The sequence below is a fragment of the Streptomyces sp. NPDC024555 genome, assembly GCF_055559335.1.
This window is the reverse complement of the sequence record NZ_JBVHKV010000011.1, coordinates 225,251-241,854: the sequence shown is the minus strand read 5'-3', so window position 1 is coordinate 241,854 and position 16,604 is coordinate 225,251. Positions and strand designations below refer to the sequence as shown.

Annotated in this window: 9 protein-coding genes; 6 read left to right on the top strand and 3 right to left on the bottom strand. The window is 73.4% G+C overall.

Going from position 1 to position 16,604, the window contains the following annotated elements; genetic code table 11:
- Positions 1-30: 30 nt before the first annotated feature.
- From ACZ4FH_RS20900 to bla, 3 genes are all read right to left on the bottom strand, one after another.
- Complete coding sequence (locus ACZ4FH_RS20900; protein WP_467306462.1) at positions 31-1,026, bottom strand: AraC-like ligand-binding domain-containing protein; 996 nt, start codon at positions 1,024-1,026, stop codon at positions 31-33.
- Positions 1,027-1,188: 162 nt separating this feature from the next.
- Positions 1,189-2,691 (bottom strand): MFS transporter, encoded by a 1,503-nt coding sequence (locus ACZ4FH_RS20895; protein WP_467306461.1) that lies wholly within the window; start codon positions 2,689-2,691, stop codon positions 1,189-1,191.
- A 15-nt stretch (positions 2,692-2,706) separates the two neighbouring features.
- Positions 2,707-3,657, bottom strand: a complete 951-nt coding sequence (gene bla / locus ACZ4FH_RS20890; RefSeq protein ID WP_467306460.1) for a class A beta-lactamase — start codon at positions 3,655-3,657, stop codon at positions 2,707-2,709.
- A gap of 141 nt (positions 3,658-3,798) precedes the next feature.
- Between bla and dusB the strand changes: the two genes are divergently transcribed.
- The 6 genes from dusB (at position 3,799) to ppdK (ending at position 16,280) form a co-directional block, all read left to right on the top strand.
- Entirely contained in the window at positions 3,799-4,947 is a 1,149-nt protein-coding gene (dusB, locus tag ACZ4FH_RS20885; protein WP_467306458.1) for a tRNA dihydrouridine synthase DusB, read from the top strand.
- An 89-nt stretch (positions 4,948-5,036) separates the two neighbouring features.
- Entirely contained in the window at positions 5,037-6,272 is a 1,236-nt protein-coding gene (locus tag ACZ4FH_RS20880) for a hypothetical protein (protein ID WP_467306457.1), read from the top strand.
- On the top strand, positions 6,269-8,530 hold the full coding sequence (locus ACZ4FH_RS20875; protein ID WP_467306456.1) for a VMAP-C domain-containing protein: 2,262 nt from the start codon (positions 6,269-6,271) through the stop codon (positions 8,528-8,530). Before ACZ4FH_RS20880 ends, ACZ4FH_RS20875 begins: the two co-directional genes overlap by 4 nt.
- 22 nt (positions 8,531-8,552) lie before the next feature.
- Positions 8,553-9,542, top strand: a complete 990-nt coding sequence (locus ACZ4FH_RS20870; RefSeq protein WP_467306455.1) for an AAA family ATPase — start codon at positions 8,553-8,555, stop codon at positions 9,540-9,542.
- A complete protein-coding gene (locus ACZ4FH_RS20865) occupies positions 9,542-13,072 on the top strand; it encodes an SAV_2336 N-terminal domain-related protein (RefSeq protein WP_467306453.1) in 3,531 nt (1,176 codons plus the stop codon). The genes ACZ4FH_RS20870 and ACZ4FH_RS20865 overlap by 1 nt, the downstream gene beginning before the upstream one ends.
- A gap of 496 nt (positions 13,073-13,568) precedes the next feature.
- Entirely contained in the window at positions 13,569-16,280 is a 2,712-nt protein-coding gene (gene ppdK / locus ACZ4FH_RS20860; protein ID WP_467306451.1) for a pyruvate, phosphate dikinase, read from the top strand.
- Positions 16,281-16,604: the final 324 nt, after the last annotated feature.

Here is a 16,604-nt window from a genome sequence, read left to right as displayed (position 1 = left end):
GCCCCCGGCCCGGACCGGTGCTCCGGGCCGTCAGCCCGGCGTCGGCAGGACCCCTCCCGGACCCGGCGGGACATGGCGGTAGTCCCGGGGCGACATCCCGTACGCCGTGCGGAAGCTGCGGGTGAAGGTCGAGTGGTCCCTGAAGCCCCAGCGCGTCGCGATCTGGTGCACGGTCACCTCGCGCAGCGCGGGATCGCGCAGGTCCCGGCCCGCGTACGTCAGGCGCAGACCCCGGATCCAGGCCGCGAGCGTGGTGCCCCGGGTGTGGAACAGCCGGTGCAGATGGCCGACCGAGAGATGGTGGGCGCCGGCGATGACCCGCGGCGACAGCTCCGGATCGTGCAGCCGCTGCCGGACGAACGCCTCGATGCTCAGCAGCAGGGCGCCCCGCCCCGAGGGGTCCTCCGGATCCGTTCGCTCGTCGAGGTGGTGGGTGACCAGGGCCGTGAGGAGGTCGCCGCTGATCTCGGACAGCCGGGGCAGGTCATGGGACCCGTACGCGTGCGCCTCGCCGGCCAGGCTGTTCATCAGGTGGACGACCATGCCCGCGAAACCGTCCCGGCCCGGTAACGGCCGGGCGAGCAGCGGGCGCAGCTGCGCGGGGGACCGGCCCAGCAGCGACCGGGGGATGTGGGCCCGCAGGAGCGTCGCCGGCCCGCCGTCGCCGTCGAGCCGGATCTCGTAGGGGTACGAACTGTCGTACAGCGCGAGCGTGGTGGGGTCCAGGACCGCGTCCCGCCCGGCCTGGCTCAGCACCACGGACCCGGACGCGGCCACGACCACGGAGACCAGCTCCGGATCGGCCTGCCGCACCATCCTCTCGGAGCGCACCACCTTCCCCGGCGACATGGTCAGCTCCGCCATGTGCACCGAGGCCAGCTCCACGCCGCGCAGCGAGGCGGCGAAGCCGTCCGCCTCGTCGCCCACGACGCCCATGGGGTGCTTGCTCGTCAGGAACATCTCGTTGAGCGCCGTCAGCTGTTCCCTCGGCGGCAGACCGTCGAGGTCGAGCAGAGCCGTCATCATGAGCCGCCCCCCGGGCATGTCACGGTGGCCGATGTCGCCTGGGCCGTGCCCGTCCTTGGGCCGGACACGGCCCAAGGACCAACGTGTCCGGACGGCCCGGTGTTCCCGGAGCGCCGCCGTGACCGCGCGGGCAGCCGCGGTGACCGCGCGGGCCGCCGCCCCTCAGCCCCGGGCGCCCGCCGAGGACGGCCGTTCCCGCGCGCCTCCGGGCGGGGCCGGGGCCGCCGCGTCCCCCTCCAGCCGTTCGGCGGTCCGGCGGGCCGTCGCCAGGGCCCAGCGCCCGCTGCTCACCAGGCCGACCAGCAGGACGCAGACCCCGCAGCCGGTGATGATCCACCAGGCGGGCCGGCTCGCCGCCACGAAGCCGGCCGCCGGAATCCCTCCGTCCGGGGTGCGCGCCGCGGTCGTCCCGGCCGCCAGGACCGCCCCGATCACGGCGACCCCCAGGGTCTGCCCGATCTGCCGGCTGGTCGAGGCGACGGCCGCGGCCACGCCCGCCTGGGCGCGGGGCATCCCGGAGACCGCGGTGTTGGTGATCGGCGCGTTCACCGCGCCGAAGCCCACGCCGAAGACGACGTACGCGGTGAACATCGTCGCCGTACCGGTCTCCGCGTCGAAGGCCGCGAACATCAGCCCGCCCACCGCCATGCCGATCCCCGCCACCAGCAGCGGCAGACGCGGCCCCCGGGTGGCGACGACCCGCCCGGAGAGCGGCGGCAGCACGCAGACCATGACGGCCATCGGCAGCATGTGGAGCCCGGCGTCCAGGGCGCTCAGGCCCCGTACGTCCTGGAGGTAGAGGGTGGTGACGAAGAGGAAGCCGCCGAGGGCCGCGAAGGCGCTGACCGCGATGACGGTGGCCCCGCTGAAGGGGGCGCTGTGGAAGAAGCGCACATCGATCAGCGGGTCGGTGCGCCGCGGTTCGTACAGCACCAGACTGGCCAGGGCGCCCGCCGCGACGGCGGCGAAGAGCAGGATCTCCGGCGAGGTCCAGCCCTTCTGGGGCGCCTCGATGATCGCGTACGTGAGCGCGCCCAGCAGCGCGATGACCAGCAGCTGGCCCACCGGGTCCGGGCGGCGGGCCCGGGGTGCGCGGGACTCGGGGACGAAACGCCAGGTGAGCAGGAGGGCGGCGAGGCCGACCGGCAGATTGATCCAGAAGATCGACCGCCAGCCGACCGAGTCGACCAGCACCCCGCCCACCAGTGGGCCCGCCGCCATCGAGACGCCGACGACGCCGCCCCACACCCCGATCGCGCGGGCCCGCTCACGCGGGTCGGTGAAGGTGTTGGTGATGATCGACATCGCCACCGGGTTGAGCATGGAGCCGCCGACGGCCTGCACCATGCGGAAGACGATGAGCGCGTCCAGGCTGGACGCGAGCGAGCAGAGCGCCGATCCGGCGGTGAACAGGACCAGGCCCGCCATGAAGACCTTGCGGCGGCCGATCCGGTCGGCGGTGGATCCGGCGAGCATCAGGAGGGAGGCGAGGACGAGCGTGTAGGCGTCGATCGTCCACTGCATGCCCGAGACACTGGCGTCCAGGTCCTGGCGCATGGCGGGCAGGGCGACGTTCAGGACGGTGACATCGAGGCTGACGATCAGCAGGCTCATGCAGCAGATCGCGAGTACGAGCATCCGTCCCCGGCGGGTGAGCTCGGGCATGCATGGATAGTACGCCTAACTAACGACTTCCGCCGCCAGGACGCCGGAGACGGCCGCCACCAGGGGATGGTCCCCCGCCGCGTCCGCATCGGGCTTGGTCGTCAGCACCGTCAGCACCACCGGAACCCCCTCGGGCGTCCAGGCGATTCCCGCGTCGTTGCAACTGCCGTACGCACCGCCACCCGTCTTGTCCGCGACCGTCCACTCCGGGGGCAGCCCGGCCCGGAACCGCGTGCCGCTGGTCCGGCAGTTCAGCAGCCAGCCGGTCAGCCGCTCCCGGTCGCGCGGCTCCAGGACGTCCCCGAGGACCAGCCGGGCGTAGGAGCGGGCGAGGGCGGCCGGGGTGGTGGTGTCCGTTCGCCGTCCGGGCTCCGCCGAATTGAGTACGGGCTCCCAGCGGTCGAGCCGGGTCACCGGATCCCCGATCGAACGGGCGAAGCGGGTGACCGCGCGCGGCCCGCCGAGTTCGCGCAGCAGCAGATTGGCGGCCGTGTTGTCGCTGTCGCAGATCGCCGCGTCGCACAGCTCGGCGATCGTCATCCCGCTCGCCAGGTGCTCCGGGGTGCCGGTGACAGGGGAATCCGCGACGCAGTCCGCCTCCGTGTACCGCACGAGCCGGCCCAACACCTCGCCGTCCCGGTCCAGGTCCCGCAGCACCGCCGCCGCCGCGAGCGTCTTGAACGTGGACAGCACCGGGAACCGCTCGTCGGCCCGGTGGCGCACGGACACCCCGGTGGCCAGGTTGTACGCGTACGCGCCGACGCGGGCCCCGTGGATCCGCTCCAGCTCCCGCAGCCGGGCCGTCGCGGACGCGGGGCCGCGGACGGCGGCGTGCGCGGGCCCGGCGAGGAGCAGCGCGCCGGCCGCGGAGGCCCCGCCGAGCGCGAGCAGCCCGCGCCGGGTGGGAGCCGCGCCGCCGGCGCGGCGCGAGAGGGCTGTCGGGTCTAAGCGTGTCCGAGAGGTCATGGTCCGGATCTCCTTCGTGGGCCGGCGTCCCTCGCCGGCCCCTCCACGCTACGGCGAGGGTCCGACAACAGCGGGTCACCGCCGTGCCCCGGCGGGCCTCCGCCACCGGAGCAGTTCCGCGGGTACGCGACAATGGAGGGCATGACCACGCTCGCCCCCTCCTCCCCGCTGCTCCGCGTCGGCCCGCACACCGTGCAGCCGCCGGTGGTGCTGGCCCCCATGGCCGGGATCACCAACGCGCCCTTCCGCACCCTGTGCCGGGAGTTCTCGGGCGGCAAGGGGCTGTTCGTCAGCGAGATGATCACCACCCGGGCGCTGGTCGAGCGCAACGAGAAGACCATGCAGCTCATCCACTTCGACGCGAGCGAGACCCCGCGCTCGATCCAGCTCTACGGAGTGGACCCGGTCACGGTCGGCAAGGCCGTCCGCATGATCGTCGACGAGGACCTCGCCGACCACATCGACCTGAACTTCGGCTGCCCCGTCCCCAAGGTCACCCGCAAGGGCGGCGGCTCGGCCCTCCCGTACAAGCGGCCGCTGCTGCGCGCGATCCTCCGCGAGGCCGTCTCCGAGGCCGGGGACCTCCCCGTCACCATCAAGATGCGCAAGGGCATCGACGACGACCACCTCACCTTCCTGGACGCCGGCCGGATCGCCGTCGAGGAGGGCGTCACCGCCGTCGCCCTGCACGGCAGGACCACCGCCCAGCACTACGGCGGCACCGCCGACTGGGACGCCATCGCCCGCCTCAAGGAGCACGTCCCCGAGATCCCCGTCCTCGGCAACGGCGACATCTGGTGCGCGGACGACGCGCTGCGGATGATGCGCGAGACCGGCTGCGACGGCGTGGTCGTGGGCCGGGGCTGCCTGGGCCGCCCCTGGCTCTTCGGCGACCTGGTCGCCGCCTTCGAGGGCACGGCGGCCCGGCAGGCACCGTCCCTGCGCACGGTCGCCGACGTGATGCTGCGCCACGCGACGCTCCTGGGGGAGTGGATCGGCGACGAGGCGCGCGGCGTGATCGACTTCCGCAAGCACGTCGCCTGGTACCTGAAGGGTTTCGCCGTCGGCTCCGAGATGCGCAAGAAGCTGGCGATCACCTCCTCCCTGGAGGAGCTGGGCTCCCAGCTCCAGGAACTGGACCTGGACCAGCCCTGGCCCGAAGGCGCCGACGGCCCCCGCGGCCGCACCTCGGGCAACAACCGCGTGGCACTGCCGGACGGCTGGCTGAAGGACCCGTACGACTGCGCGGGCGTGGGCGCCGACGCCGAACTGGACACCTCCGGCGGCTGACCCGCCCGCTCCAACCACTCTCGCCGACCCCGGGATTGACGGCCCGTCCGTTCGTTAGAATGCGTCACTCGGCCACAGTGGGGGATCGCGTGACGAGCGTTGTCTTTGTGCACGGAACGGGCGTACGGGAGGACTCCTACCGGAAGTCCTACCAACGGGTCGCCCGCGGGCTCGCACGGGTACGGCCCGAGGTGAGCCTCGCGCCCTGCTACTGGGGCGACACCTATGGAGCCCATCTCGCGCTGGGCGGTGCCAGCTTCCCGGAACGGGAGCAGGACCGGGCCCTGCCCGGAGCCGGCGCGGACGATCCGCTCGCCGTGTGGGCGCTGCTCGAACAGGACCCGTTCGCGGAGATCGAACTGCTCGCGGACAGCGCCCGGGAGGACGAGGGCGGCGGCTTCGCGCCCGGCCGCACCGACCCGTGGGACGCCCTCTCCGACCGGGTGCGCGCCCTCGCCGGGGCGGGCCCGGTGACGGACGCGGCGGACACGACGGACGACGGCGACGCCGCCGCGCTCGCCGAGGAGCTGGGCCCCCGGCTGTACGACGCCGCCCTGCGCGTCGCCGAGGAACTGTCGCTGCGGCTCTCCGGCACCGCCCCGGGCCGCGACACCGAGGCGATGGCCGCCCGCGCGGTCGTCGCCCTCGCGACCCGGCTGACCGAGCACACCGAGGACGCCGAGGAACCGCTGCCGGTGGACGGGGCGGACCGCGACGCCCTGGTCCGGGTGCTCACCGACCGCCTCGGCGGCACCGACCGCGGCCTCAAGGGCGCCGCGTCCTGGGTCGGCGGCCGACTGCTCGGCGACCCGCTCCTGTGGGCCTCCTCGCCCGTCGTCCAGCTGGGCCGCCGCCCGATGACCGGCAAGATCCTCCCCGGTAGCGGAGACATCCTGCGCTACCAGGGCCGGGGCACCGGACTGCGCACCCGGATCGCCGACACCGTCGCGCTGGCCAGGGAGCGCGAGGGCGGCCCGGTCGTCCTGCTCGCCCACAGCCTCGGCGGCATCGCCTCCTTCGACCTGCTGGCCATGGAGCCCGACCACGGCGTCGACCTGCTGATCACGGTCGGCTCGCAGGCGCCGTTCCTCTACGAGATCGACGCGCTGACCGGGCTGCGGCGCGGCGACGAGCTGCCCGCCACGTTCCCGCGCTGGATCAACGTGTACGACCGCAGGGACCTGCTCGGATTCGTCGGGGAGCGGGTGTTCCCCGGCCGCGTCACCGATGTGCGGGTCAATCTGCGTCAGCCCTTCCCCCGCTCCCACACCGGCTATTTCGCGCATCAGGGCCTCTACGAGCGCATAGCGGCCGAGCTGCCGTGAGGCCCGCCGGGCACGACTGGCGGCGCACCCACGCGGTCGTCGTCGCGGTCGAGCGGTACGCGACCCGGGGGGAGGGCTGGGACCTGGACGGTCCGGCGAACGACGCCGCCCGCATGATCCGGTGGCTGCGGGGACGGGGCGTCCCCGAGGACCACATGCACCTGCTGGCCTCGCCCCTGGAGCGCAACGAGGGGCTGCTCGCCGAGTTCACCGGGGTCCGGCGCAGCACGGCCGACCGGAAGCACGTCCGCCGCGTCTTCCAGGACGACCTGCGCGACCTCGACGTCGACTGGCTCTGGGTGTACTGGGCGGGCCACGGGGTCCAGGCCGCGCACAACCGCTGGAGCCTGCTCTACCCGGAGTCCCGCGACGGCGACCCGCAGGGGGCCGACGCCGAGAACCTGATCTCCCTGCTGCGCACGGACCGGCTGCCGGCCCGCGCGGCACAGCGCGCCGTCGTCGTCCTGGACGCCTGCCGCACGACCCTGAGGCCGGGCGAGCAGGCCCACGCCTCCGACGCCGACACCCTCACCAACCGGACGGAGGCCAACGTCGACCGCCCGCTGTTCGTGATGCGGGCGTCGCGGCCCGGGGAGGCCGCCAAGTCCGTGCACGGGGCGGGGCTCTTCACCTCGAAACTGATGGACGAGCTGGAGGCGGGGTCACGGCGGGACCCGGCCGCCGCCCCCGATCTCGACCGGGTGTGGCGCGAGATCCGGCACCATTTCGAGGAGTTGGCGGCACGCCATGGTGCCGGGCAGGTGCCGACGGCGCTGTGCCGCAACTGGACGAGCGACGACGACTGCGCGCCCCGAAGCCTGTCCGCCGCGGCGACACCGTCCACCGAGCGGAATCCGGCGCGCGACGGACTGGCCCTGCTGGTCCGTGCCGCGCTGGCCGACGACGGCCCCGCCCTGGCCCGGGTGGCCCAGAAGCTCGGCACGCACCTGGGCACACCGCTGCCCTGCGAGCCCGCGGCGATCGACGCCGTGGCCCTGGTCGACTGGGCGCTGACCCGGCCGCACGGCACCGCCACCCTGATCCACCTGCTGGAGTCCTCGCCGGGCGGCCTGGACCCGGCCGACCTGGTGGCCATGAAGGCCGACGGACACCGGCTGGCCCCGGACCGCTGGCTGCTGTGCGGCGAGTACGACGCCCTGCTGGCCCTGATCGACGCCCAGCCCGACGAGGTGGCGCGGGAGTTCGCGGACGCGGCCCGCAGGGAGGCGGTGGGCACCGACCTCACGGCGACCGGGCCGAGGGCGGTCGTCGACGCCCTGGAGTCCCTGGTCCCCCATCCGCCCCGGCTGCCCCGGCTGCTGGGCACGGTCGAACGCGCCGCCGCCGCGGCCGGGGACGGCCCGTACGCCGAGGCGCTGCGCCGGTGGTCGGACGCCTGCGCGGGCCGGCTGGACGCCGCCCTGCCGGCGGTCCTGGCCGACCGGCGCGCCACGCTCGCCGAACAGGCCGCGGCCGCCGGGGCAGCGGCCGCGGACGAACGGGTGCAGATCCGGCTCTCCGCGCCGTCCGGACCCGCCGGGCACCGCACGTACCAGGTGTGGACGCACGGCGCCTCGGGCGCGGAGTCCGTCGAGGTCCGGGACACGGCCGTGGAACCGGCCGCGATCCAGCGCGCGCTGGACACGCTCCTGGCCCGGCACGGCCGGGCGCACACCACACCGGTGGAGTTCTTCCTGGACGCCCGCGATCTCGAACTCGACGTCCACCGCTGGAAGATCGGCTCCGACGGGCCCTTCCCCCGCTCGCTGGGCGCCGAGTTCCCGGTCGCCGTCCGCTGCACCGAGCACCGCTCCGCCCAGCGGGAGCACCTCTGGCGCGGCCGCTGGGGCGGGGTGGCGCACGCCCGGACCGGGGACCTGCACTGGCTCCCCGGCGATCTGCCCACGATGACCGCCGCGCACGGCTGTGTGAGCGCCCGCGAGGACGCGCCGGGCGTCGTCGTGACCGCGGCCGAGTCCGCCGCCGAGTCCGCCGCCCCGCGCACGGACGTGTTCACCGCCTGCGTCTTCGGCGGCGTCCCCGTGATGGTCTGGTGCGGCCACGGCGAACCGGAGCGGGCCGCCGAGGAGTTGAAGAACCTCCTGACGGACTGTCCGCTGCCGGAACTGCCCGCCCGGTTGCGTAGGCTGCGAGCGGACTGCGACGGCGACGACACGCACCCGCGCGGCGGGCTGGCCCTCCTCTGGGACGACCCGGAACGGCAACTGCCCCCGCGCCTCGATCTGTCCGCACCATGAGAAGCACGAGACGAGGGAACCGATGAGCACCGACTGGCGGCTCTTCCACGGAGGCGACGTCGAGCCGCATCCCGTCACCGCGTGGCCCGCGCCACCGCCGTGGCGGACCTTCGGCGGCGGCGAGGCCCCGGCGGAGGGCGAGGAGACGGCGCCCGAGCGGCCCCGGCGCCGGTACGTGATCTCCGAGACCGACCGCGACATCGTGAACACCGCCCTCCACCTCCACCGCCCGCTGCTCGTCACCGGCCGCCCCGGCACCGGCAAGTCCACGCTCGCCCGTGCCGTCGCGCGCGAACTCTGCCTGGGCGAGGTCCTGCACTGGCCGGTCAACAGCCGCTCCACCCTGGCCGAGGGGCTGTACCGCTACGACGCGGTCGGCCGGCTCAGGGACGCCTCGCTGCGCGGCGGCACCGGCGACGGGGAGGACACCGCCGAGCCCGATATCGGCGACTACCTCAGGCTCGGCCCGCTCGGCACCGCCCTCCTGCCGCGCACCGCACCACGGGTGCTGCTCATCGACGAGCTGGACAAGGGCGATGTCGACCTGCCCAACGACCTGCTCACCGTGTTCGAGGAGGGGACCTACGAGATCCCCGAACTGGCCCGGCTGAAGGGCGAGTCCGCGCAGGTCCGGGTCACCGGCCCGGACGACGGCCGGGTCACCGTCACCGGCGGCCGGGTCACCTGCCGCACCTTCCCCGTCGTGGTCATCACCAGCAACGGCGAACGCGACTTCCCGCCCGCCTTCCTGCGCCGCTGCGTCCGCCTGGACCTCAAGCAGCCGGACGCCGAACAACTGCGCTCCATCGTCGGCATGCACCTCGGCACGGACGCCGCCGCACAGGCCGAGCGGCTGATCGAGGAGTTCCTGCGGCTGCGCGACAACCAGGCGCACGACCTGGCGACCGACCAGCTGCTCAACGCCGTCCATCTGCGCGTCTCGGGCGCGGCGATGGACTTCGACAAGCTGCGCGACACGGTGTTCCGCTCACTCGGGGAACTGGACGCCTGATGTTCGACCGGCTCACCTCCCTGCTCGGCCGCGCCGGAGTGGACCTGTCCACCGAGGAGCTGCTCGACGTCCTGTGGATCGCCGAGGTGCGGCGACGGGGCGGGCCGGGGCACGAGCCGCCGCCCGGCCCGGAGCCGGACACCCGCCCGGTCCGCCCCCTCGAACCGGAGGAGGCGGCCCGCGACCACGACGCGCGCCGGCCCGGCCACGACCTGCCGGCGCTGCCCGAACCCGAACCGGAACGCGCCGAACCCCAGGGCCTGTACGCCCCCGCCGCCGCCGGCCCCGCGGCGGGCCGCACCTCGCGCCCGGTCGGCGTGACCGGGGTGCGGTCCCTGGAATCCCAGCGCGCCCTGAACCGGGCGATGCGCCCGCTGCGCCGCACGGTCGCCTCCCGCACCGACCTGGTGCTCGACGAGGCGGCGACCGTCGAGCGGATGGCCGAGTCCGCCCTGCCCGAACCCGTCCTGCGGCCCCGGCCCGAACGCTGGCTGAGCGCCGTCCTCGTGGTCGACGACGGCCCCTCCATGGTGCTCTGGCAGCGGTACGCCGCCGAGGTCCGCGCCCTGCTGGAGAGCCAGGGCACCTTCCACGACCTCCGCGTCCACGGCCTCGACAGCTCCGGCGGCCCCGGCCCGCTCCTGCACGCCCACCCCTTCGCCCCCGGCCCGCACCCGCCGGCCGTCCTGCGGACCGACCCGGTGCGCCCCACCGTGGTCCTGGTGGTCTCCGACACGGTGGGACCCGCCTGGCGCTCCGGCGCCGCCCCCGCCCTGCTGCGGGGCTGGGCGCGCAAGGGCCCCGTCGCGATCCTCCAGCCGCTGCCCGAACGGATGTGGCCCACCCCCGGCGGCCACCCCGCCGAACGCCTCCTGGTCCGCTCCCGCCACCCCGCCGCCCCCGGCCGCGCCCTGCGCGTCCGCCACCCGGTGCTCCCGCCCGAGCTGATGTCCTACGGCGGCACCGCGGTCCCGGTCCTGGAGGCGACCGAGGGGCAGCTCGCCCCCTGGGTCTCGCTCCTCACCGAGGGCGACAGCCGCGCCGCCCTCCCGGTGCTGATGATCCCCGACACCGACCCGGACCCCCGCCCCGAGCCCCCGGTGCCCGCCCCGGCGCCCCCGCCGACCCCCGAGGAGCGGTTCCGCCGCTTCCGGGAGGCCGCCTCCCCGGAGGGCCGGCGGCTGGCCGGCGCCCTGGCCTCGGTCACCCCGCTCACCCTGCCCGTCATGCGCGTGGTCCACGAGGCCCACCGCGCCGCCGGGGGCACCTTCCACCGCGCCCAGCTCGCGGAGGTCTTCCTCGGCGGTCTGCTGCGCCGCTCGGACCGGAGCGCGACCGGCGACGGCGCCGAGTACGCCTTCCTCCCCGGCGTCGCCGACCTGCTCCTCGACACCGTTCGCACCTCCGTGGCCCTGGACACCGCCGACCGCGTCGCCGCGTACCTCCTGGAACGCAGCGGCCCGGGACCCGAGTTCCGCGCCCGCCTCTCCGGCGACGGCCCCGACGCCACGACGCGCCTCCCCGACCACGCCGGCCCCTTCGCCGCGGCCTCCCCGGAACTCCTGCGCCGCCTCGGCCTCACCGACGCGCGACGCACCGACCCGCCCCCGGACACCCCCGACCCGGCCCCCGACGGCGAGCCGGAGCCCGACGGACCGGTGGGCCCGGCCGAGCTGTACGTGATGGAGGAGGTGGCGCCGGCGCTGGTGGCGTTCGCGCAGAGGGTGCTCGACGATCCCTCGGCTCCCGGGGCCGTGGTACTGGAGGCCGACGCCATCGTCGACCTCGCCGAGAGCTGGCAGGCGGGGTTCGGATGGAACCCGGTGACCCACGTCGCCGGCCTGGGCCGGCGGCTCGTCGACTGCGGGCTGAGCGACTACCGGGACGAGCTGACGCGGCTGATCCGCGGACTCCTGGCGGACCTGCGGACGCGGACCGACCTCGTCACCCGGACCATGTGGGGCCACCTCGCGATCGCGCTGAGCGGCCTGGGGGAGACCGCCGAGGCGACGGAGGAACTGCGGGCGATCATCACCATTGCCGCGGACATCCACGGGCCGGACCACGACTACACCCTCAACGCCCGCCGTTTCCTCCTGGAGATGCTCTACGACGACGACTGCTACGCCGAGGCGGTCGAGGAGGGCGACGCCCTGCTGGCGACGTACCAGCGGCTGGACGGCGAGGAGTACCGGTGGGAGTACACCCAGGCCCTGAAGTACCAGGCGTACGCCCTCTACCGGCTGGACCGGCCGCAGGAGGCGGAGGAACTGCTGTCCAGGGTGCTCGCGCGGCAGACGAGGGCCGAGGACGCGGTCACGCTCAGCACGAGACTCCACACCCGCTCCTGGTACTCGGCCACGCTCTCCGAGCAGGGCCGGTACGCCGAGGCGGAGGCCGAACTGCGCGCCGGTCTCGCGGAACTGGAGGCGTCCGACGAGGACGTCGAGGGCGCGGGCCCGATCAGGATCACGGACAGCCTGGCCGACCTCCTCGACGACCTCGGACGGTACGAGGAGGCGGAGCCGTTCCGCCGGGCCACCGTCGTGGCCAGCGAGCATTACTACGGACCCGACCGGAGGACCACGTTCCAGGCGCGGCGGGACCTGATCGCGACGCTGCGCGGTCTGGAGCGCTTTCCGGAGGCGCGTGACGAGGCCGACGCGCTGGAGCCGCACGTCGTGCAGGCGCTGGGCGAGTACCACCGGGAGACCCTGCTCGTGCGCGAGCTGCAGGCGCTCGTCCGCGCGGACCTGGCCGAGTACGACGACGCGGTGGAGCGGATGCACCGGCTGATCGGTCAGACGGAGAGCCTCGGCCCACGGGAGCGGCGGACCCTGCTCAGCTTCCGCCACGACCTGGGGACCGTGCTGCACGCGGCAGGACGCTCCGAGGAGGCGGCGGACCTGCTGCGCGCCCTCGTGACGGACATGAGCGAGGAGAGGGGCCCGGAGGACACCTTCACCGGGCTGACCCGCTACCACCTGGCCCATGTGCTGACGTCCCTGGACCGTGACGAGGAGGCGCTCGCCCTCTTCCAGGAGCTGCTGGTCGTCGAGGAGCGCACCCTGCCCGAGTGGAGCCTGTCCCTGGCGAAGACCCGGCACCGGATGGCGACGGTCCTCACGGACCTCGGACGGCACGGGGAAGCGGCCGCACTCATGGATCTCGTGTGGAGCGCACACGCGCGCGCGATGGGCCCGGACGCCCTGCCCACGCTCTCCGTCGGACACCGCTACGGCGTCACCCTCACCGCCGCCGGCCGCCCCCAGGAGGCCGTCGAGCTCCTCGCCTCCGTCGTCGAGGGACGCCGCACCCGCCGCGGCGAGGCGCACCCCGACACCCTCCGCTCCCGCCAGCGGCTGGGCGACGCGCTGGCCGCTCTCGGGTCGGCGGACCGGGCCCGCGCCGAGTGGACGGCGGTGCGGGACATCGCGTCCCGGGAGCTGGGCGAGGACGATGCGATCGTGCGCACGGCGACGGAGGCTCTGGCGGCACCGGGTGCCCCGCCCGACCCGCCGCTCACATGAGCGCGCAAGGGGGAGTCAATCGCGCGTGAATCACCCTCCGCTTCCGCTTTCGCGGCGCATCAAGGGCCAGGAGATGGCCATGCGTGACCGCATCAGCACCATCCGCTGCCTTCCAGGTGTCCGGATGGTGACATCTGAGCGGCCCCTCCGGCGTGATCCTCGCCACGCCTGATGGCTTGATCGCTCACATGAGCGCTCTTTCGGGGGATGCACTTCTCAAATGACGGCACTGCGTGCCAGTGGCTCGAACTTTGATCGATCGACGCTTCCCTCACGCGCTGTGGTGAAAGTCGGCGAATCCCCTCGCGCTGTGCAGTTATGCGTTCAAGAAGTGAACACATCGCTGCGCCAGAACTCCGACTCACTCCACTTTCGATCTGCTGGCGGACGGGTGGTTGCGGCCGTACGACGCGCAAGTGGACGTACCCAGGCACCTTCGATCTGGGTATGTTCCTCGCCGTCAGGGCAGCCACCGCGTCTTCGAGGAGTCGAGACCGTGTCGGAAAACAGTGATGTGCAGAAGTTCGTCTACGACTTCACCGAGGGCAATAAAGATCTGAAGGACCTCCTCGGCGGGAAGGGGGCCAACCTCGCCGAGATGACCAACCTCGGTCTTCCCGTCCCTCCCGGGTTCACCATCACGACCGAGGCGTGCAAGGTCTACCTCGACAGCGGTGAGGAGCCGGCCGCCCTGCGCGACGAGGTGAGTGCGCACCTCGACGCCCTGGAGAGCCGGATGGGCAAGAAGCTCGGCCAGGCGGACGACCCGCTGCTGGTCTCCGTACGCTCCGGCGCCAAGTTCTCCATGCCCGGCATGATGGACACGGTCCTCAACATCGGGCTCTCCGACGCCTCCGTGACCGGTCTCGTCGCGCAGTCCGGCGACGAGCGGTTCGCCTGGGACTCCTACCGCCGGCTCATCCAGATGTTCGGCAAGACCGTCCTCGGGGTCGAGGGCGACCTCTTCGAGGAGGCGCTGGAGGAGGCCAAGGCGGCCAAGGGCGTCACCGTCGACGTGGACCTGGACGCGGCCGATCTGAAGAAGCTGGTCAAGCAGTTCAAGAAGATCGTCGCCCGGGACGCCGGACGCGACTTCCCGCAGGACCCGCGCGAGCAGATGGACCTGGCCATAAAGGCCGTCTTCGAATCGTGGAACACCGACCGGGCCAAGCTCTACCGCCGCCAGGAGCGCATCCCCGGCGACCTCGGCACCGCCGTCAACATCTGCTCCATGGTCTTCGGCAACCTCGGCCCCGACTCCGGCACCGGAGTCGCCTTCACCCGGGACCCGGCCAGCGGCCACCAGGGCGTGTACGGCGACTACCTGCAGAACGCGCAGGGCGAGGACGTCGTCGCCGGGATCCGCAACACCATGCCGCTCGCCGAGCTGGAGTCCATCGACAAGAAGTCGTACGACGAGCTCATGGGCATCATGGAGACGCTGGAGACCCACTACAAGGACCTCTGCGACATCGAGTTCACCATCGAGCGCGGCCGGCTGTGGATGCTCCAGACCCGGGTCGGCAAGCGCACCGCCGGCGCGGCCTTCCGGATCGCCACCCAGCTCGTGGACCAGGGGCTCATCGACGAGGCCGAGGCCCTTCAGCGGGTCAACGGCGCGCAGCTCGCGCAGCTGATGTTCCCGCGCTTCGACGACGACGCGAAGACCGAGCTGCTCGGACGGGGCATCGCCGCCTCCCCGGGCGCCGCCGTGGGCAAGGCCGTCTTCGACTCGTACACCGCGATCAAGTGGTCCCGCTCCGGCGAGAAGGTCATCCTGATCCGCCGCGAGACCAACCCCGACGACCTCGAAGGCATGATCGCCGCCGAGGGCATCCTGACCTCGCGCGGCGGCAAGACCTCGCACGCCGCGGTCGTGGCGCGCGGCATGGGCAAGACCTGTGTCTGCGGTGCCGAGGAGCTGGAGGTCGACACCAAGCGCCGCCGGATGACGGTCGGCGGCACGGTGATCGAGGAGGGCGACCTCGTCTCCATCGACGGCTCCACCGGCAAGGTGTACCTCGGGGAGGTCCCCGTCGTGCCGTCCCCGGTCGTCGAGTACTTCGAGGGCCGGATGCACGCGGGCGCCGACGACGCCGACGAACTGGTCGCCGCCGTGCACCGGATCATGGCGTACGCGGACCGGGTCCGCCGACTGCGGGTGCGGGCCAACGCGGACAACGCCGAGGACGCCCTGCGGGCCCGGCGGTTCGGCGCCCAGGGCATCGGCCTGTGCCGCACCGAGCACATGTTCCTCGGCGAGCGCCGCGAGATGGTCGAGAAGCTGATCCTGGCCGACACCGACCAGGAGCGCGAGACGGCCCTGGAGGAGCTGCTGCCGCTCCAGAAGGCCGACTTCATCGAGCTGTTCGAGGCGATGGACGGACTGCCCGTCACCGTACGGCTGCTGGACCCGCCGCTCCACGAGTTCCTGCCCGACATCACCGAGCTGTCGGTCCGGGTGGCGCTCGCCGAGTCCCGCAAGGACGCCAACGAGAACGATCTGCGGCTCCTCCAGGCCGTGCACAAGCTGCACGAGCAGAACCCGATGCTGGGTCTGCGCGGGGTCCGGCTCGGCCTGGTCATCCCCGGACTCTTCGCCATGCAGGTCCGGGCGATCGCCGAGGCCGCCGCCGAGCGCAAGAACGCCAAGGGCGACCCGCGCGCCGAGATCATGATCCCGCTCGTCGGCACGGTCCAGGAACTGGAGATCGTCCGCGAGGAGGCCGACCGGGTCATCGCCGAGGTCCAGGCCGCCACCGGCACGAACCTCAAGCTGAAGATCGGCACCATGATCGAGCTGCCGCGCGCCGCGCTGACCGCCGGTCAGATCGCCGAGGCGGCGGAGTTCTTCTCCTTCGGCACCAACGACCTGACCCAGACCGTGTGGGGCTTCTCCCGTGACGACGTGGAGGCCTCGTTCTTCACCGCGTACCTGGAGAAGGGCATCTTCGGGGTGTCGCCGTTCGAGACGATCGACAAGGACGGCGTCGGCTCGCTGGTGCGCAGCGCGGTCGCGGCCGGCCGGGCCACCCGCCCCGATCTGAAGCTCGGCATCTGCGGCGAGCACGGCGGCGACCCCGAATCGGTGCACTTCTTCCACGAGGTGGGCCTGGACTACGTCTCCTGCTCCCCGTTCCGCATTCCGGTGGCGCGCCTCGAAGCGGGCCGGGCGGCGGCCGAGGCGAAGGGCAGCGACAGCCGCTGACCCCGGAGCGACCGATTCCGGAGGCCGGTGCCGGACCGGGTGACCCTCGGCGGTCCCGGCGGCGGCCACGGAATTCCCCCTGAGCGGCGGCACCCTGTGCGGGGGTGCCGCCGCTCCGCCATTCCCCTTTTCGTTTAATGCGCAAAGAGATCGGCCCATGACTCCGGGCGGGCCCGGAACGGACCGGGGTGCGGTCCATGGATCCCCACCCATGGACCGCACCCCTCTTACCCCCGTCGCGTGCGGAGCCGCACCGTCACCAACCGCCGCCGAACGAGCAAAACCCCCCACGGCCTTCACCCGCTCTTCCGGTGGTTCCGGAAT